General features: G+C 73.5%; 16 protein-coding genes. 12 read left to right on the forward strand and 4 right to left on the reverse strand.

Annotated features, from left to right (window positions below; all coding sequences use genetic code 11):
- The first annotated feature begins 310 nt into the window (after positions 1-310).
- The 6 genes from ACZ5C2_RS02895 (at position 311) to ACZ5C2_RS02920 (ending at position 6002) form a co-directional block, all read left to right on the forward strand.
- On the forward strand, positions 311-1300 hold the full coding sequence (locus tag ACZ5C2_RS02895; RefSeq protein WP_468785858.1) for an alpha/beta hydrolase: 990 nt from the start codon (positions 311-313) through the stop codon (positions 1298-1300).
- Positions 1301-1975: 675 nt separating this feature from the next.
- The gene (locus ACZ5C2_RS02900) at positions 1976-2776 is read left to right on the forward strand and encodes a serine/threonine protein kinase (RefSeq protein ID WP_468785860.1); all 801 of its coding nucleotides are present in this window, start codon (positions 1976-1978) and stop codon (positions 2774-2776) included.
- Positions 2777-2781: 5 nt separating this feature from the next.
- Positions 2782-4221, forward strand: coding sequence for a serine/threonine-protein kinase (locus ACZ5C2_RS02905; protein ID WP_468785862.1), 1440 nt, complete (start codon positions 2782-2784; stop codon positions 4219-4221).
- A 58-nt stretch (positions 4222-4279) separates the two neighbouring features.
- On the forward strand, positions 4280-4477 hold the full coding sequence (locus tag ACZ5C2_RS02910; RefSeq protein WP_468785864.1) for a hypothetical protein: 198 nt from the start codon (positions 4280-4282) through the stop codon (positions 4475-4477).
- Positions 4478-4549: 72 nt separating this feature from the next.
- Complete coding sequence (locus tag ACZ5C2_RS02915; RefSeq protein ID WP_468785866.1) at positions 4550-5200, forward strand: hypothetical protein; 651 nt, start codon at positions 4550-4552, stop codon at positions 5198-5200.
- A 178-nt stretch (positions 5201-5378) separates the two neighbouring features.
- Positions 5379-6002 (forward strand): sigma-70 family RNA polymerase sigma factor, encoded by a 624-nt coding sequence (locus ACZ5C2_RS02920; RefSeq protein ID WP_468785868.1) that lies wholly within the window; start codon positions 5379-5381, stop codon positions 6000-6002.
- An 865-nt stretch (positions 6003-6867) separates the two neighbouring features.
- Here ACZ5C2_RS02920 and ACZ5C2_RS02925 read toward each other — a convergent pair.
- Complete coding sequence (locus ACZ5C2_RS02925; RefSeq protein ID WP_468785870.1) at positions 6868-7965, reverse strand: NUDIX domain-containing protein; 1098 nt, start codon at positions 7963-7965, stop codon at positions 6868-6870.
- Positions 7962-8618, reverse strand: a complete 657-nt coding sequence (locus ACZ5C2_RS02930) for a copper resistance CopC family protein (protein WP_468785872.1) — start codon at positions 8616-8618, stop codon at positions 7962-7964. Before ACZ5C2_RS02930 ends, ACZ5C2_RS02925 begins: the two co-directional genes overlap by 4 nt.
- 200 nt (positions 8619-8818) lie before the next feature.
- On the opposite strand from ACZ5C2_RS02930, the gene ACZ5C2_RS02935 reads away from it, so the two are divergent.
- The 4 genes from ACZ5C2_RS02935 (at position 8819) to hemW (ending at position 14372) form a co-directional block, all read left to right on the forward strand.
- On the forward strand, positions 8819-9487 hold the full coding sequence (locus ACZ5C2_RS02935) for a copper chaperone PCu(A)C (RefSeq protein ID WP_468785874.1): 669 nt from the start codon (positions 8819-8821) through the stop codon (positions 9485-9487).
- Positions 9488-9496: 9 nt separating this feature from the next.
- A complete protein-coding gene (locus ACZ5C2_RS02940) occupies positions 9497-10747 on the forward strand; it encodes a Dyp-type peroxidase (RefSeq protein ID WP_468785877.1) in 1251 nt (416 codons plus the stop codon).
- Positions 10748-11033: 286 nt separating this feature from the next.
- Entirely contained in the window at positions 11034-13112 is a 2079-nt protein-coding gene (locus ACZ5C2_RS02945; protein ID WP_468785879.1) for a SpoIIE family protein phosphatase, read from the forward strand.
- A 27-nt stretch (positions 13113-13139) separates the two neighbouring features.
- Entirely contained in the window at positions 13140-14372 is a 1233-nt protein-coding gene (gene hemW, locus ACZ5C2_RS02950; RefSeq protein WP_468785881.1) for a radical SAM family heme chaperone HemW, read from the forward strand.
- 188 nt (positions 14373-14560) lie between these two features.
- Here the strand turns inward: hemW and ACZ5C2_RS02955 are convergent, their stop codons facing one another.
- Positions 14561-15370: a DUF3097 domain-containing protein gene (locus ACZ5C2_RS02955; RefSeq protein ID WP_468785883.1), complete on the reverse strand. Its 810-nt coding sequence runs from the start codon at positions 15368-15370 to the stop codon at positions 14561-14563.
- Positions 15371-15404: 34 nt separating this feature from the next.
- On the reverse strand, positions 15405-16139 hold the full coding sequence (locus ACZ5C2_RS02960; RefSeq protein WP_468785885.1) for an MBL fold metallo-hydrolase: 735 nt from the start codon (positions 16137-16139) through the stop codon (positions 15405-15407).
- A gap of 138 nt (positions 16140-16277) precedes the next feature.
- Between ACZ5C2_RS02960 and hrcA the strand changes: the two genes are divergently transcribed.
- Positions 16278-17294, forward strand: coding sequence for a heat-inducible transcriptional repressor HrcA (gene hrcA, locus ACZ5C2_RS02965; RefSeq protein ID WP_468785887.1), 1017 nt, complete (start codon positions 16278-16280; stop codon positions 17292-17294).
- Entirely contained in the window at positions 17294-18430 is a 1137-nt protein-coding gene (gene dnaJ, locus ACZ5C2_RS02970) for a molecular chaperone DnaJ (protein WP_468785889.1), read from the forward strand. The genes hrcA and dnaJ overlap by 1 nt, the downstream gene beginning before the upstream one ends.
- The last annotated feature ends 74 nt before the right edge of the window (positions 18431-18504 follow it).

Consider the following 18504-nt stretch of genomic DNA (forward strand, 5'->3'; position numbering starts at 1 on the left):
TAGTGGTGTGTACCGCGGCCCGCCGCGCGGCCCCCCCCCCCCCCCCCCCACTCCCCCCCCCCCCCCCCCCCCCCCCCCCCCCCCCCCCGCCCCCCGCGCCGTCCGCAGGGACCCGCCGGCGGCTCCACCGGCTCCGGCCCGGACGCGGCCGGCAGGACCGCGCTTCCGTTCCGTCCTCCTCCCTACCCGAGACGGCCGCGGCTGTCAGTCCGTAACGTTCCGGATTCTTCGGCCGGCGTCCCGCCGCTACCTTCCGAAGCGCCGATGGACCGGAACCACCCGGACCACAGCCGCGACCCGGGAGGCCACGTTGACCCCGCACCGCCCCACGCGCAGAAGCATCCTCAAGTCCGCCGGAGGCGTCTCGGCCGCCATGGCCCTGGGAGCCGGCGGGGTTCTGGCGGCGGCGCCCTCCGCCGCGGCGGTCGGCAACGCCGCCGGTCTGACCATCGTGGACCGCAACGAGGCGGACCCGCGCATGCGGTACTACCGCTTCCGCACCGCGGCGATCGGCTGGAACCCCGGGGTGAACGTCCTCCTCCCCGACGACTACCACTACAGCGGCCGCCGGTATCCCGTCCTCTACCTCTTCCACGGGGGAGGAGACGGCCAGGACTTCATCACCTTCGACCGCGAGGGCATCCGGCAGTGGACGGCGGGCAAGCGGATCATCGTGGTGATGCCCGACGGCGGCAAGGCCGGCTGGTACTCCAACCCCGTCAGCACCAACGTGGGCCCCCGCAACTGGGAGGACTTCCACATCCACCAGCTGCTGCCCTGGGTGGAGGCGAACTTCCGCACGTACGCGGAATACGACGGTCGCGCCGTCTCCGGGTTCTCGATGGGCGGCTTCGGCGCGCTGAAGTACGCCGCCAAGTACTTCGGCCACTTCGCCTCCGTCAGCTCCCACTCGGGTCCGGCCAGCCTGCGCCGCGACTTCGGCCTGGTGACCCACTGGGCCAACGTCTCCTCCGCGGCCGTGGAGCTGGGCGGCGGCACGGTCTACGGCGCACCCCTGTGGGACGAGGCCCGGGTGAGCGCCGACAACCCCGTGCAGCGGATCGAGAGCTACCGCCACAAGCGGGTCTTCCTGGTCGCCGGCACCAGCCCCGACCCCGTCAACTGGTTCGACACCGTCAACGAGACCCAGGTGCTCGCCGGGCAACGGGAGTTCCGGGGGCTCCTCGGCAGCGCGGGCATCCCGCACGAGTGGCACGAGCCGGCCGGCGGGCACTTCATCCGCCACGATCTGATGCGCCGGGACATCGACGGCATCATCGCGCGGCTCCGCAAGGCCTGACCAGCCGGCCCCACCAGCCCTGCCGCGGGGGCGGCCCTCACCCCCCGAGGGGCCGCCCCGCGGCGCGCGGCCCGTGGTCAACCGCCGGGCCGGACTCGGCTGTCCGAACCACTCACCACGCCCTCCGGATGTACCGGGTGTGCCCCGTTCCCGAGACGACTTCCGATCCGAGAAGAAGGGGCCTCACGTGCTTCCCGGTCTCCACCGCCGCACCACGCACGCCGGGGCGCTCCCGGCCCCGCCACCGCTCCGGTGACGTCGCGGAGCCGCGCTCTCCCGCCCCCACCGCTCCGGTGACGTCGCGGAGCCGCTCTCTCCCGCCCCCACCGCTCCGGTGACGTCGCGGAGCCGCCCGCTCCCGCCCCCACCGCTCCGGTGACGTCGCGGAGCCGCCCGTTCCCGCCCCCACCGCTCCGGTGACGTCGCGGAGCCGCCCGTTCCCGCCCCCACCGCTCCGGTGACGTCGCGGAGCCGCCCGCTCCCGCCCTCCCTCTGCGTGCGCCCCGCTCCCGGCCCCTTTTCCGGAACCGTCCCCTCCCGGCCGGCCGCCCACCGGCGTGATCCGGTCACCGGTGGCCGGATTACCCACGGTGGGCGGGGCTGACCACGGGGTAACATCCGCTGCGTAAGGCATGTGCGGGACGAGTGTCGGGCATGTGGAGCAGGGGGAGCGCGGTGAGCGGCATAGTCGTCCATCTGCCGGAGGGCGGCGGTGGCCACGTCGCCGGGCAGGCGCGCGGCGGCGCGGTGACCCTGCGGCTGGGCCCGGGGGAGCGCGCGCGGTTCGGACGGGGTGCCCCGGACGTTCCCGTGGAGATCCGTCTGGCCGACGCGGCCATCTCGCGGCTGGCCGGGGAGATCGTCGCGACCGCCGACCACTGGCAGCTGAGCAACCACAGCACCACCGCCAGCTGTCTCGTGGAGAACCCGGAAGGGGCCGGGGAGTACCTGCGGGTGCCGCCGCGGCGCGTCGGAGCCCCCATCCCCTTCGAGTTCTCCCGGGTGGTGCTGCCCACCCGCCGCGACACCACCGTCTCCCTCCAGGTCTTCGCCCCCGACCACATCTACCTGGACCCGCAAGCCACGGTCGGCCCGGCGGGCAGCCGCACGGTGACGGCGTACTCGCTGGACGAGACGGCGGCGTACTTCCTGGTCCTCGTCGCGCTCTGCGAACCGTGGCTGCGCGACAGCTCACCGGTCGCGGTGCCGACCACCCCGCAGGTCGTCGAGCGGCTGAGGGGGCACCCCGTGTACGGCGGACTGACGGCTCGCGCGGTCAGCTCGCACATCGACTACCTGGCCGAGGAGAAGCTCAGGACCGGTGCTCCCGCCCCGTCCGGGACCGACCGGGGCGTCCGCCGCAAGGGCAAGCGCGAGGCCGTGGTCACCGTGGCCCTGAGGTTCGGCATCGTACGGGAGGAGCACCTCGCGCTGCTGCCCGCCCGTACGGCCGAACCGGCCGGACGGGGATGCTAGGCGCCGTGTCTCCGGCACACGGAGGGAGCGCCCTGTGGGACAGCGACCGGACCGAACTGCTGCCGCCGGGCCACCGGGTGGGGCGCTGGGAGGTCACCGAGCCGATCGGGTCCGGCGGCTGGGCGGTCGTCTACGCCGGACGCGAAGCCTCGGACCCGGACGCCGAGGACGACGCCCACCCGCGCCGCCACCGGGACACGGATCCGGCCGGCGACACCGTCGCGCTCAAGGTGATGCCGACCGCGGGACTCGCGCCGCGCCAGGCCCGGGCGGTGGCCGAGACCGCCCGGCGTGAGCTCGAACTCGGCCGCAGGGCGGCACATCCCGGGATCATCCGGCTGCTGGACTCCGTCGTCCTCAGAGCCCCGGAACATCCCCTGCTCGACGGTGCGATCGTGCTCGTCATGGAGCGGGGCAGGTGCAGCCTGCGCGACCTGATCGACGCCGGGACGACCGGGGCCGAGGGCGGCAGGCTGATCGCCGGGATCTGCGAAGGGCTGGCTCACCTGCACCGCAACGGCCTCGTGCACGCCGACCTCAAACCGGAGAACATCCTCGTCGCCGAGGACGGTTCGGTGAGACTCTCGGACTTCGGGCTCGCCACCGAGGTGACCGGGACCCACGGGTACGCCCCACCTGCCGGCACCCTGGACTACCTCCCGCCCGAGCGCTGGAGGGCACCACTTGGCGAACGGGGCGTCGAGATCAGGCCGAGCGCGGACATCTGGGCCCTGGGCGTCGTGATCCACGAGGTGTTCGCGTCCGGCGCCTCGCCGTTCCCCGGCGCCACCCCGGCGGCGCGCGGTGCCGCCGTGCAGGAGTACGCCGCGGGGCGCGCCGCCCTGCGCATGGACGCCGCGGTGCCCGATTTCTGGCGGGAGCTGGTCGCCGACTGCCTCGCCCCCACCCACGCCGCCCGCGCCGCGCACACCGCCGAGAGCCTGCTCGTACGGATCACGGCGCACCGGGCCCGAGGCCGCCGCCGCGCCGCCGGCGGCGCGCCCCGACGCCCGCGGAGCCGGGCGCGGACCGCCCTCCTCGCGGTGTCGATGTGCGCGGTGGGCGCGGCCACCCTGACGCACGCCGGGCGGGAGGACGGCTCCGCGATCGGCCCTCCGGAACGGGTCGAGGTGTTCAACGCCCAGCGCGGCTGCCAGGACCGCGCCGACCGGCACCCGCAGTGCAGCCTCGGCCTGGCCGTCGACCCCCGGGAGGCGTACACGGCCGAGAACGTGGTCCCCACCCGGGTGTGGCACGGCGACGTCCTGCGCACCGACTGCCGGCTGGACGGCGGGGTCCCCATCACCGACGAGGAGGACCTGCGCTCCGACAGCTGGTTCCGGATCGCGCTGCCGCACACCCGCTCCCGCGCGTGGCTGCCCGCGGTCCGCACGAAGGACCGCCCGCCCCTCCCGCCCTGCCCGCCCTCGGCGCCGGACGGCTGAGCGGTGATCATTCCGCGCGCTTCCCCCTGCTTACGGCGGGAGTTGCCGGGTGAGTCGCGTGAGGGCAAAGCCGCAGCCCAACGCCCCAACAGGCCGGCAGGCCGGCAGGCTCAAAGATCTCCAGTCCTACGACGTGGCCGTGGACATCTCCGTCGGCTACGACGCGAACGTCCCGCCGGAGTCCTTCGCCCTGATCGTCGTCGACGAGTGCCATCGTTCCCTCTACGGCAAGGACGGCGGCGGGCGAGACTCATGACGAGCCCGCACAGGGGTGCTCTGACGGACCCCTGTGCGTCCGTATGAGTGAAGAGCTGGCACCATGCCGGACATGACCACCCGGCCCGGTTTCCGTCTCGCGCGAGCCGCGATCTTCGCGGCGGTGTGCGTGGTGACGACGGCTCTGGGGCACTCCATGATGTCCGGCGCCGCGCCCTCGGCGTGGACCGTCGTCGGCGCGTTCGCCGCGGCGACGGGGGGAGCGTGGTGGCTGACCGGCCGGGAACGCGGGGCGTCCGCCGTGACCGGGTCGACGATCATCACCCAGTTCGTGCTCCACAGCCTGTTCAGCCTGGCTCACGCGCCGTCCCCCCTGGGATCCGCGCCGGGGACCGGCGGCGCACACGGCCACGGCATGGCCGGCATGGCCGGCATGGACCACGCGATGCACACGATGCCCATGTCCGGTGCCTCGTCCGCCCACGGCTGGACCACCGGCATGGTGCTGGCGCACACCCTGGCCGCCCTGTTCTGCGGACTGTGGCTGTGGCGGGGCGAGGCGGCCGCGTTCCGGCTCGGCCGCGCGCTCGCGGCCTTCGTCTTCGCGCCGCTGCGCCGCGCCCGCCTGGCCGTGGCCCGCACCGCGCCCGGCCTCCCGCCCGACCGGATCGTCACCGCACCGCGGGCACAGCGGCTGCGCAGGTCACCGCTGCTCCACAGCGTCTCCCGCAGAGGCCCGCCGCGCCTCCCTGTCTGCTGCTGACCGCCCGTCCCGCGGTCTTCACGGTTCCTCGGTGACGGGCGGAGTACCGGCGCGCCCGTGACGCGTCGCATGTCCGACGTCTCACGTCCCGCGTGCGCCGGCCCATGGCCCCGCGGTACCCCGGGCCCGACGGCCCGACGGTGTGCCGCTCACCACGCATCCGCGAGGAAACCTTGTGATGACCACCGCACCGACGATGACCCCTGCCCTCAGACGGGACCCGCTCCCGGGCCCCGCCGTGCGCGACGACCAGCAGATCACCCGATGGGCGCTGGCCGCCCGAGGCGGCGACAGGGACGCGATCGACCGGTTCGTGCGCGCCACGCACGGCGATGTCTGGCGCTTCGTCGCCCATCTCTGCGCCGACGTACAGGGTGCCGACGACCTCGCTCAGGAGACGTACCTGCGGGCGCTGACCGGGCTGCCGCGCTTCGCCGGCCGCTCGTACGCGCGTACCTGGCTGCTGTCCATCGCCCGCCGTGTGGTCGTCGACCGCTACCGCGCGGCCGCGGCCCGTCCGCGGCTCGCCGACGCCGAGGACTGGCGGGTGCCCGCCGAGCGGGCGCAGTGCGCCCAGCAGACGGGGCTGCCCGGCTTCGACGACGGAGTCGCGCTCCTCGACCTCCTGGGAGCTCTGGACGCCCGGCGACGGGAGGCCTTCGTCCTCACCCAGGTGATGGGCCTGCCCTACGCGGAGGCCGCGACACTGGTGGGCTGTCCCATCGGCACCGTCCGCTCCCGGGTGGCGCGGGCGCGTGAGGAAATGGCCGGGCTGCTGCGGTCGGCGGAGACCGCCGCGTAACCCGAGCCGGTGAGGGTCGCCGCCCGGACACGGCGAACGGAGAAGCCGCTTCCGGTTCCCGTCGGCGGACGGGATCCGGAAGCGAGACCCTGCGCACCTCGCACGGCCGCTCCCGCGGCGACTTCACCACCAACACCTCACCCACCGAAACCGACCTCGCACCGGTCCACTCCCTGCAGCAGCCGAAGGAGTTCACCGCGGCAGCGCTGCCGCCGGGGGTGCCCGTGCGTCCGTCCTTCGTGCGGGACGTTCGCTGTTCGGCGGAGACTGGGACCCCGACTCAGGAGGTGGCCCTCCCCGCACCAGGCCTGCGGCGGACATCGTGGCCGACTCGGGCGGCGTCGCCGAACTGGCCCAGACCGTGTACAGCCTCACCGTCGCCGACTGGCGGATCGCGGTATCCGCGCCCCGGGCCGTGACGGCCATCGAAACACCGCCTCCTCACCGACGGCCCCGAACACTGCCCAGCCGGCCACCCGTACCGTTTCTACCCGCTCCACGACCATCAGCTCGAGCGCCTCCGCACCTCGTTCCAACAGGTCTGCGCTGCTCAGCAGGCTGCAGCACAGATGCTGCTGGCCACGGCCTCCGCCATCGGCATGGACACCAGCCGCGCCGTCCTCGACGCCGCCGCCCATCGGCACATCACCGCCCAGACCTGGGCCCCGGTTCCTGCCCCGAGCCCCGCGGCCCGAGGGCCCGTCGCGCCCCGTCGGCCACGTTGGAGGAGAGGCACCCGCGTCTGAACCGAAGTCCGCACCGGACCATGCGGAGCACCGGTCCCCTGTCACCTGGCTGGACTGTGCCGCACCGCTTCACATCGCCGACGCGGACGAAGCCGCCTCACCCTCGGCCGGTGGCCGGCCTACCGCCAGTTGTGCGAGGTGAGAGGGCCGGTGTCGTTCAGGTACCCGAGCAGGCCCTCGTGCGGGTACTCGATGATGTCGTCCGGGAGTTCGTGCACGGTGAACCAGGTGAGTGCGATGCACTTCTCCGGTTCTTTGTTGACGGGTTCCCCCTCCCAATCCTCGGCCGCGAAGAAGAAACCGATCCGCTCCACCTCGTCGTCCTGGCGGTGGTGCACGACCTGGACGAGTTCAAGATTCGTCGGGTCGACGACGATGCCCGTCTCCTCGAACAACTCACGGGCCGCGCCGGCGGGCAGGGGCTCGCCCCGGTCGAGCTTCCCCGAGGGCATGTGCCACCGACCGTAGCCGTAGGGGCCACCACGCTGGGAGAAGAGGATCTTGTCGCCGTCGCGGAGGATGACGTGGGTGTCGATGACGGGTGTGGCTGGTTGTCCGCTCATGTTCCTTGGGGGGTTGCTGGGGCGGGGCTGGGGGACCGACGCTAGCGGCAGGGACGGTTTGGCGTCGGCGATTCGCTGGGCTACGTCCGATGGGGTGGAGGCGCTGTTGTCCAGAAGAAGCACCTCGACACCTCTGCTCATGAGGTGGGCGGCCGCTTCCCGGTAGAGGTCGACCTCCCGGCCTGGGCCGCTGGGGTCGAGGTGCCAGCGGTGGGTGACGCCGCGCTTGGCGATGCGCCGTGCGATCAGGTCCGGCGCGGCGGTGAGGATCACGGCCAGGTCCGGCATGGGTACATGCCGGTTGACGTCGACGAGGAACTCGACGGGGACGCCGTCGAGCTGCTGCAGAACCAGGGCGGAGGGCAGATAGCGGTCGCTGACGATCAGCTCGCCGGCGCGCAGTCCGGGATCGATGACCTTCTCGACGTGCTCGTAGCGTGTGGCGGCGACGAGGCAGGCGCGTGCCAGGCCGTGGATCTCGTCGGCGTGGGAGCGGGTGAACATGCCCAGCGCCGTCATGGTCGGCTCGACGGTCCTCGTGGCCGGCCGCTTCTGCGCGGCGAGGAGGGAGTGCAGGGTTTCGACCGTCGTGGACTTGCCGACTCCGCTGGGCCCGTCGATGCTGACGAACCAGCCGGTGCGCCTGCCCGTCACGGACGGCGTACCGACCGGACCAGGAGCACGCCCAGCAGGACCAGGACGGCCACCAGCGCCGCTCCTCCCATGAGCAGCCACGGGGCCGATGCCGGCGCGTCGCCGTCGTCGGCGGCCGTGTCGCCCGCCCCGCCCGCACGGGGCGCGGTGGCTGGGCCGGCCGACGGCGTCCCGCCCGCGGTACCCTGCGGTGCGGATGGGGCCGGTGACACGGTCGGCGCCGCCGGATCCGTGTTGGTGAAGGTGTAACGGCCCTGCAGCGGAGCCCCGTCGGCCGCGACGGTGCGCCAGGTGACGACGATCTCCCCGGAGGGCAGCGCCTTCACCTTCTGCTCCACGCCGTTGTCGACCGCGCCGGGCGTGCCGTCGCTGTACGACACACCGTCGACGCCGGACACCGCGATGCTGGTGAACTGCTGCTTGACCGGCCCGTCGAAGGTCAGCGTGACCGACGCCGGGGACCGGGACACCACGGACCCCTCCGCCGGGTCGGACCCGACCAGCCGCGCGTGTGCCCGCGCCGGCGCGGCCACCGCGACGACCAGCAGCAGCGCGAGCAGCGCGAGCAGCACCGGCACGGCCGCCGGGAGCACGGTCGGCACCCTCCCGGCGTGCCGGGACGCGGTGGCCGACTCGGTCATCGGCGCGGGCACGGGCGTGTACCCGGCCGGCGCGGAAGCCTGCACAGGCGGCGCGGACGCAGGGGCCGTCGGCATGGACGCGCGGACGGTCGTGGACGGCCCGGCGGGCGGGAACGGGGAATCGCTTCGGCGCTTCACGGACCAGTACGTCGGATCCCGCACGCGGAAAGTTCCCCGAAGGCCTTTTGCAAGGGTCCGGGAACTTCCGGCGGGTGCGCCACGACTACCTGCCCGAACTGCCGAACGCGAAGCCGGAGGGCCGACGAATCATGCGCGCCACCACCAGCCCCATCACCCGCGGAACCCGCCGACCGCGCGTCCTCGCCGCCTCGGCGGTCGCGGTGCTGGGGATGATCACCCTTGCCGGTTGCGGCTCGGACGACTCGTCCGCGTCCCGCCCGGCCGGCTCCGCCACCGCGACACCCGGCAAGACCGCCGCCACCGCCGCGCCGGTCACCATGGAGGACCCGTGGGTGAAGGCCGCCGAGTCCGGCATGACCGGGGCGTTCGGGACCCTGGTCAACAGCACCGACGCCGGCATCACCGTCGTGTCCGCGACCTCCGGCGCGTCCAGGAGGACGGAGCTGCACGAGGTGGCGGACGTGAACGGCAAGATGGTGATGCGCCCGAAGGAGGACGGGTTCGTCATTCCGGCCAAGGGCAGCCACGCACTCGAGCCGGGCAGTGACCACCTGATGCTGATGGGGCTGGCCAGCGCCGTGAAGCCGGGTGACGAGATCCCCGTCACCCTGACCTTCAAGGACGGCCGGACGCTCGAGTTCACCGCCGTCGCCAAGGAGTTCGCGGGCGGCAAGGAGAACTACGACTCCGGCACGCCGGATACGAAGGACTCCGGCATGTCCGACATGAAGAGGGGCTGACCGCCCGCCATGGAGAAGAACCGCATCCCGCCCGTCAGCCGCCGCAGGGTGCTGGCCGGCGGAGCGCTCACCGTCACAGGCGCCCTCGCCGGTGCCGGGGTCACCGCCGCCGTGGAGCGTGGCGGCGCCACCGTGGACGGCGGCGACGCGGGCCGGCGCCCGCGGACCGTCACCGCCGCCTACGGACAGGAGACCGTGCCCTTCCACGGCAGACACCAGGCGGGTATCGCGACCCCGGCCCAGTCCCACGCCGTGTTCCTCGGCTTCGAGCTGGCCCCGGGCACGGACCGCGCGGCCCTGGGCCGGATGATGCGGCTGCTCACCGACGACGCCGCCCGGCTCACCCGGGGTGAGCCGGCCCTGGCCGACACCGAACCCGAACTCGCGGTACTGCCGGCCAGGCTGACCGTGACCTTCGGCTTCGGGCCCGGGCTGTTCGGGGCGGCAGGTGTCGACGATCAGCGCCCGGCCTCCCTGGAACCGCTGCCGCGGTTCGGCATCGACCGGCTGCAGGACCGCTGGAGCGGTGGCGACCTGCTGATCCAGATCTGCGCCGACGACCCGCTCACCGTCGCGCACGCCCAGCGCATGCTGATCAAGGACGCCAGGGCGTTCGCCCGGCTGCGCTGGACCCAGCGGGGGTTCCGCCGCGGGCGCGGCATCGAGGACGACGGGGTCACCCAGCGCAACCTCATGGGCCAGCTCGACGGCACCGCCAACCCGGACCTGGACGACGACGTCTTCTCGGAGATCGTCTGGACCGACGCGGGGCCGCGGTGGCTGAGTGACGGCGGTACGACCCTGGTACTGCGCAGGATCCGCATCGAGCTCGAGACCTGGGACGCCGTCGACACCGGCGCCAAGGAGTTCACCATCGGCCGCAGGCTGGGAACCGGGGCGCCGCTCACCGGCACCGCGGAGAAGGACGACCCCGACTTCGGCGCCAGGAACGACCTCGGTTTCCCGGTGATCTCCGAGCACGCCCACATACGGCGGGCCCACGTGGGAGAGGACCGGCGGCGTATCTTCCGCCGGCCGTACAACTACGACGACGCCGTTGCCGCGGACGGGCGGTCGGAGACCGGGCTGCTCTTCGCGTCGTTCCAGCGCGACATCGGCGAGCAGTTCCTGCCCATCCAGCGCGGCCTGGCCGAGTCCGACCTCCTCAACGAGTGGACCACCCCGATCGGTTCGGCGGTCTTCGCCGCCCCGCCGGGCTGCGCCGCCGACGGCTGGATCGGGGAGACCCTGCTCGGCTGACGCGGGACCCGGGCCCTGCCCGACGAAAGCCCGGAGGGGGTTCCGCTGCGGCCGGTGCGTGCGGCGGCGAGGCGGAGGCCGCCTCCGGGCGGGCCGTCGGTCCCCGGCCCGGTGCGGGAATGTTCGGAACGGGTCGAGTTTCTCTTCGCTCCTGAACACGTACGTAGCACTGTTTTCACCCCTGACGGTCCACTTCGGTGACTCACCGCTTACGGGTCGGGCCTTTCTGTCACCCTGTCGGCAGCGATCGAAGTTCTCTTCGTACGAACTGCCCGGGGAGCTGCCCATGAGGGCCATTCCGACCCAACGGGAGACCACCTCGTGCGCCCCCGGCACGCGGGAGCGCGCGTGGGTGGACGTTCCCCTGCCCGGAAGCCCTCTCGCACCGGGTACCGCACGTGCCGTGCTGCGCAAGGCGTTCACCGAGTGGGCGGAACTCGCCCTGCCCGGCGCCGGCCACCTCACCGGCCGAGTCGGCGAGGACGCCACGCTGATCGCCAGCGAACTCGTCACCAACGCCGTCGTGCACGCCGGTACCGAAGTACGCCTGACGTGCGGGCTGGAGGAGGCGACCGGGACACTCGTCGTCGAGGTCGCCGACCGGCACCCCTCCCGCGCGCCGCGCGGCAACGAGCCGGAGGCGCCGGTGCACGAACCCCCGGAGTACGGACGCGGCCTGCGCCTCGTCGCCGCGCTCTCCGAGGCCTGGGGGATCACCTACCGTCCGGGCGTCAAGACGGTGTGGGCGCGATTGGCCGCCGGGGGGCGCTCGGCGGACGACCGGATCGAGGCGTACGCGGAGGACCGCACGCCGGCACGCGATCTGCGGGTGGCGGAGATCCTCGCGCCGGAGCCGCCCCGGCCGGAACAGCGCGCCCCCGACCCCCTGGACGCACTCGACCCGCCGGGCTCACGACGCACGCCCGGCCGCGGGGAAGCGCCCGGACCCGCCCGCGACACCGGGCGCGGAGGCTCGTACGGCGACGACTGGCTGGCCCGGCGGCCCGGGCGGGACGGGACCTGGCTGGGACGCGGCGCCCTCTCCTTCCTCGCCGAGGCCTCGGACCTGCTCGCCGGGCAGCTCGACGAGGACCTGGTCACCTCGCTCACCGGGCAGCTGATCGTGCCGCGGCTCGCCGACTGGTGCGCGGTGTGGCTGGAGGACGAGACCACCGGCCGTGGCGGCTGGAACGGGGCCGACCGGGCCGGAGGCCCCCGCCTCGCCCGCGTCTGGCACGCCGGCGAGGACCGCATCGAGGAACTGAGCCGGGCCCTGGAACGGAAACCGCCGCCGGTGGGCGACCCGTTGGGGGCCGGCCCCGCCCCCTACCCGTGGCCGGACCGGGCACGCGACACCCCGGACGCCGACGACCAGGACCCCGGCACCCCCACCGCCCCCACTCCCGGTACCGCCCTCGCCTACCGGCTCGTCGCCGGCGGACGCCCACTGGGCACGCTGGTCATCGGCCGGGGCGGCATCGGCCGCTTCCCCGACGAGATCACCGGCCTCGTCGAGGACCTCGGCCGACGGGTCGCGCTCGCCATCGGGGCCGCCCGGCAGTACTCCCGGCAGGCCACCATCAGCGCGGTGCTCCAGCGCGGCCTGCTGCCCGGCGCCGTCGCCGAGATCCCCGGCGTCCGCAGCGCCCTCGTCTACGAGCCCTGCGACAAGGGCGGACCGAGCGGCGACTTCTACGACCTCTTCCCGGCCGGCCAGGGCCGCTGGTGCTTCGCCGTCGGGGACGTCCAGGGCAAGGGCCCCGAGGCCGCCGTCGTCATCGGGCTCGCCCGGCCCTGGCTCCGGCTGCTCGCCCGCGAGGGCTACCGCGTCGCCGACGTCCTCGACCGCCTCAACCAGCTCCTCCTCGACGACGCCACGGAGGCCGCCGACGCCGCCGCCCGCGCACTGGTGGCCGCGGGCGCCCGCCCGACCGCCCCCGGTGACGGCCCCCAGACCCGCTTCCTCTCCCTCCTCTACGGCGAACTCGTCCCCTTCGCCGGCGGTGTCCGCTGCACCCTCGCCTCCGCCGGACACCCCCTGCCGCTGCTGCTCGACCCGGACGGCTCCGTCCGTGCCGTGGCCCGGCCGCAGACCCTGCTCGGGGTCATCGAGGACGCCACGTACACCAGTGAGACCTTCGAGATGTACTCCGGCGACACCCTGCTCTGCGTCACCGACGGGGTCACCGAGCGGCGTTCCGGCACCCGCCAGTTCGACGACGGCGACGGGCTGGCCACGGCCCTGTCGGGATGCGCGGGAATGGACGCGGAACTGATAGCGGAGCGGATCACGCAGCTCGTGCACGAGTTCGGAGCGCGGCCGCCCGCCGACGATCTCGCCCTGCTGGTGCTCCAGGCGGAGTGACGTGGCCGGTGCGGGACAATGGAGCACATGCCTTCCGCACTCCCCGACGGCGAGCCCGTCCCCGCCGACGGCGCGCTGCCCGCGTCCGCGCTCGCCGGGGCCGCCGGCCGCCCCCTCGGCTTCTACCTGCACGTCCCGTACTGCGCGACCCGCTGCGGCTACTGCGACTTCAACACCTACACCGCGACCGAGCTGCGCGGCAGCGGCGGGGTGCTGGCCTCCCGCGACAACTACGCCGAGACCCTGATCGACGAGGTCCGGCTGGCGCGGAAGGTGCTGGGGGACGATCCGCGACCGGTCCGCACGGTGTTCGTCGGCGGGGGTACGCCGACGCTGCTGGCGGCCGACGATCTCGTACGGATGCTGGGCGCGGTCCGGGAGGAGTTCGGGCTGGCGGCGGACGCGGAGATCACCACCGAGGCGAACCCGGAGTCGGTCGACCCGGCCTACCTCGCGACCCTGCGGGCCGGCGGCTTCAACCGGATCTCCTTCGGCATGCAGAGCGCGCGGCAGCATGTGCTGAAGGTGCTCGACCGCACGCACACCCCCGGCCGCCCGGAGGCGTGTGTCGCCGAGGCGCGGGCGGCGGGCTTCGAGCACGTCAACCTTGACCTGATCTACGGCACGCCGGGGGAGTCCGACGACGACTGGCGGGCGTCCCTGGACGCGGCGGTCGGCGCCGGGCCGGACCACGTGTCGGCGTACGCCCTGATCGTCGAGGAGGGCACCCGGCTCGCCCGCCGCATCCGGCGCGGTGAGGTCCCCATGACCGACGACGACGTGCACGCCGACCGGTACCTGATCGCCGAGGAGATGCTGTCGGCGGCGGGCTTCGACTGGTACGAGGTGTCCAACTGGGCCACCTCCGACGCCGGCCGTTGTCTGCACAACGAGCTGTACTGGCGCGGCGCCGACTGGTGGGGCGCGGGGCCCGGTGCCCACTCGCACGTGGGCGGGGTGCGGTGGTGGAACGTCAAGCACCCGGGGGCGTACGCGGGAGCGCTGGCCCAGGGGCGGTCGCCGGGGGCGGGGCGGGAGGTCCTGTCGGACGAGGACCGGCGGGTCGAGCGGGTTCTGCTCGAGCTGCGGCTGGTGGAGGGGGTTCCTCTCTCGCTGCTCCGTCCGGAGGGTCTGAAGGCGGCCCGCCGTGCTCTCGGAGACGGTCTGCTGGCCGAGGGGCCGTACGGGGAGGGGAGTGCGGTGCTCACTCTGCGCGGGCGGCTGCTCGCCGATGCGGTGGTGCGGGACCTGGTCGACTGACCGAGGGTTTCCTCGCCCCCGCCGCCCCTTCCCGTCCCGACACTGGGGCTCCGCCCCAGACCCCGCTCCTCAAACGCCGGAGGGGCTGACATCCAGCCCCTCCGGCGTTTGAGGAGCGGGGGTCCGGGGGCAGCGCCCCCGGGGGACGGGACCGGGAAGGGGCGGCGGGGGCGAGTCAACTGACGCTGTCAGGCGGGTGTCGTCACGAAGTCGATCAGTTCCTCGACCCTGCCCAGCAGTTCCGGCTCCAGGTCCTTGTACGAGCGCACCGAGCCGAGGATCCGCTGCCACGCCTCCCCGGTGTTCGCCACCCGCCAGCCCAGCGCCGCGCACACCCCCGTCTTCCAGTCCTGCCCGCGCGGCACCCGAGGCCACCCGGCGATGCCCACGGCCGCCGGTTTCACCGCCTCCCAGATGTCGATGTACGGATGGCCGACGACCAGCGCGTGCTCGCTCGTCACCGCCTGCGCGATCCGCCACTCCTTCGACCCCGGCACCAGGTGGTCCACCAGAACCCCCAGCCGCGCGTCCGGCCCGGGGGAGAAGGACTCCACGATCGCGGGCAGGTCGTCCACACCCTCCAGGTACTCCACGACCACCCCCTCGATACGGAGATCGTCGCCCCACACCTTCTCGACCAGCTCCGCGTCGTGCCGGCCCTCCACGTAGATCCGCCCCGCACGGGCGACCCGCGCCCGCGCGCCGGGGACGGCCACCGACCCCGATGCCGTACGGGCGGGCCGCCGGGGACCCGAAGCGGGCCGGACCAGCGTCACCACACGCCCCTCCAGCAGGAACCCGCGCGGTTCCAGCGGGAACACCCGGTGCTTGCCGAAGCGGTCCTCCAGGGTCACCATGCCCGCCTCGCAGCGGATCACCGCGCCGCAGAAGCCGGTGCCGGGCTCCTCCACCACCAGGCCGGGCTCGGCCGCGACCTCGGGAACGGGAGGCTGCGGCTTCTTCCACGGAGGGGTCAGGTCGGCGGAGTACTGGCGCATTCTGATGACGATACGAGGATCCCGGCCCCGGTGATCACTCCGACACGCCGAAACGGGCCGCCAGGGCGTCGCGCTGAGCCCGTACGAACGCCGCGTCGACCACCGCTCCGTGCCCGGGGACGTACAGCGCGTCCTCGCCACCCAGCGCCAGCAGCCGGTCCAGCGCGGCCGGCCACCGGTCCGGTACGGCGTCGGGGCCGGCCTGCGGCTCGCCGGACTCCTCGACCAGGTCACCGCAGAAGACCACCTCCGGGTCACCGGGGACCAGGACCGCGAGATCGTGGGCGGTGTGCCCCGGGCCCACGTTCGCCAGCAGCACCGGCCGGCCGGCGCCCGGCCCCAGGTCGAGAGTCCACTCACCGGACACCGCGTGCCGCGGCGCGACCAGCGCGTCCACCGCCTCCTCCGCCACCCGCGCGTCCAGCCCCCACCGCACCGCGTCCGCGCGCAGCTCCTTGCGCCCGCGCGCCATGAGCACCGTTTCCATGCCCACCGCGCCGAACACCTCCGCCCCCGCGAAGACGGCCGTCCCGAGGATGTGGTCGAAGTGGGGATGGGTGAGCGCGAGATGTGTCACACGACGGCCCGTGAGCGCCTGCGCCTCGGTCCGCAACCGCGCGCCCTCGCCCAGGCCGGAGCCCGCGTCGACGAGCAGCACACCGTCCGCCCCCACCACGAGCCCCGCCGTGCAGTCCCACACCGGCAGCCGGCACCGGCCCACCCCGGGGGCCACTTGCTCCCATCCCGATTCTTCCCACATCACGGTCATGCGTCGACGCTAGCGGGACGGCCCCGGCCTTGCCCGGGGTGTACCCCCCGGCCGTACACTGGGCCGGGGAAGTCTGGCACTCGCGTGCGAAGAGTGCCAGGGACGTTACCGGGCGGAAAGCTACTGGAGGTGCGCGCGATGCTCAGTGAACGCAGGCTCCAGGTGCTGCGCGCCATCGTCCAGGACTATGTGGGCACCGAGGAGCCCGTCGGCTCCAAGGCGCTCACCGAGCGGCACAACCTCGGCGTCTCCCCGGCCACCGTGCGCAACGACATGGCGGCCCTGGAGGACGAGGGCTTCATCGCCCAGCCGCACACCAGTGCCGGGCGCATCCCCACCGACAAGGGCTACCGGCTGTTCGTCGACAAGCTCGCCGGTGTGAAGCCGATGACCGCGCCCGAGCGGCGCGCCATCCAGAACTTCCTCGAGGGCTCCGTCGACCTCGACGACGTGGTGGCCAGGACCGTACGGCTGCTCGCGCAGCTCACCCGGCAGGTCGCCGTCGTGCAGTACCCGTCGCTGACCCGTTCGACCGTGCGGCACGTGGAGCTGCTGGCGCTGGCGCCCGCGCGGCTGATGCTCGTGCTGATCACGGACACCGGCCGGGTCGAGCAGCGTATGGTCGACTGCCCGGCGCCGTTCGGCGAGGCGTCCCTGGCCGACCTGCGCGCCCGGCTCAACAGCCGGGTCGCGGGCCGCCGGTTCAGCGATGTGCCCAGCCTGGTGGAGGACCTCCCGGAGGCCTTCGAGGCCGAGGACCGCGGTACGGTCTCGACGGTGCTCTCCACTCTCCTGGAGACGCTCGTCGAGGAGAACGAGGAGCGGCTGATGATCGGCGGAACCGCCAATCTCACCCGTTTCGGACATGACTTCCCCCTCGTGATCCGGCCTGTTCTGGAGGCGCTCGAGGAGCAGGTCGTGCTCCTCAAGCTGCTCGGTGAGGCGAAGGATCCGGGCGTGACCGTACGTATCGGTCACGAGAACGCCCACGAAGGACTCAACTCCACGTCCGTCGTGTCGGTCGGCTACGGTTCGGGCGGCGAGGCTGTCGCCAAGCTCGGCGTGGTCGGACCGACCCGCATGGACTACCCCGGAACGATGGGAGCGGTACGCGCAGTGGCACGGTACGTCGGACAGATCCTGGCGGAGTCGTAGTGGCCACGGACTACTACGCCGTACTCGGCGTACGCCGCGACGCGTCGCAGGAAGAGATCAAGAAGGCCTTCCGGCGGCTCGCCCGCGAGCTGCATCCGGACGTCAATCCGGATCCGAAGACCCAGGAGCGGTTCAAGGAGATCAACGCCGCCTACGAGGTGCTGTCGGACCCGCAGAAGAAGCAGGTCTACGACCTCGGCGGCGACCCGCTCTCGGGAGCCGGCGGCGGTGGCGCGGGCGGCTTCGGGGCCGGTGGCTTCGGCAACTTCTCCGACATCATGGACGCGTTCTTCGGCACGGCGTCGCAGCGCGGGCCGCGCTCGCGCACCCGCCGCGGCCAGGACGCGATGATCCGTATCGAGATCGAGCTGGACGAGGCCGCGTTCGGCACGACCAAGGACATCCAGGTCGACACGGCGGTCGTCTGCACCACCTGCAGCGGTGAGGGCGCGGCGCCCGGTACCACCGCGCAGACCTGCGACATGTGCCGCGGTCGCGGTGAGGTCTCGCAGGTCACGCGGTCCTTCCTGGGCCAGGTCATGACGTCCCGCCCCTGCCCGCAGTGCCAGGGCTTCGGCACCGTGGTCCCCACGCCGTGCCCGGAGTGCGCCGGCGACGGCCGGGTCCGCTCCCGGCGGACGCTCACGGTCAAGATCCCGGCCGGTGTCGACAACGGCACCAGGATCCAGCTGGCGGGCGAGGGTGAGGTCGGCCCCGGCGGTGGCCCCGCCGGCGACCTGTACGTCGAGATCCACGAGCTCCCGCACGCGCAGTTCCAGCGGCGCGGCGACGACCTGCACTGCACGGTCACCCTCCCGATGACCGCGGCCGCCCTCGGCACCAAGGTGCCGCTGGAGACGCTGGACGGCATGGAGGAGGTCGACATCCGGCCCGGCACCCAGTCCGGCCAGTCGATCCCGCTCCACGGCCGGGGCGTCACCCACCTGCGCGGCGGCGGCCGGGGCGATCTGATCGTCCACGTCGAGGTCCAGACCCCGACCAAGCTCGACCCCGAACAGGAGCGCCTGCTCCGCGAGCTGTCCAAGCTGCGCGGCGAGGAACGCCCCACGGGGCAGTTCCAGCCGGGGCAGCAGGGGCTGTTCTCGCGTTTGAAGGACGCGTTCAACGGGCGTTGACCGACGCGTTCGACGGATGGTGGGACCCGCCTCCGGCCCTCCCCGAAAAGTGGCTTATGCCAAGGGGAAGGGTG

The sequence above is a fragment of the Streptomyces sp. NPDC031365 genome (genome assembly GCF_055569765.1).

Bases quoted from the DNA above. Each gene is read 5' to 3' on its own strand.
- ACZ5C2_RS02915 (WP_468785866.1), top strand. From the start codon at position 4,550: ATGACCACCCGGCCCGGTTTCCGTCTCGCGCGAGCCGCGATCTTCGCG.
- ACZ5C2_RS02920 (WP_468785868.1), top strand. From the start codon at position 5,379: ATGACCACCGCACCGACGATGACCCCTGCCCTCAGACGGGACCCGCTC.
- ACZ5C2_RS02940 (WP_468785877.1), top strand. From the start codon at position 9,497: ATGGAGAAGAACCGCATCCCGCCCGTCAGCCGCCGCAGGGTGCTGGCC.
- ACZ5C2_RS02945 (WP_468785879.1), top strand. From the start codon at position 11,034: ATGAGGGCCATTCCGACCCAACGGGAGACCACCTCGTGCGCCCCCGGC.
- hemW (WP_468785881.1), top strand. From the start codon at position 13,140: ATGCCTTCCGCACTCCCCGACGGCGAGCCCGTCCCCGCCGACGGCGCG.
- ACZ5C2_RS02955 (WP_468785883.1), bottom strand. From the start codon at position 15,370: ATGCGCCAGTACTCCGCCGACCTGACCCCTCCGTGGAAGAAGCCGCAG.
- ACZ5C2_RS02960 (WP_468785885.1), bottom strand. From the start codon at position 16,139: ATGACCGTGATGTGGGAAGAATCGGGATGGGAGCAAGTGGCCCCCGGG.
- hrcA (WP_468785887.1), top strand. From the start codon at position 16,278: ATGCTCAGTGAACGCAGGCTCCAGGTGCTGCGCGCCATCGTCCAGGAC.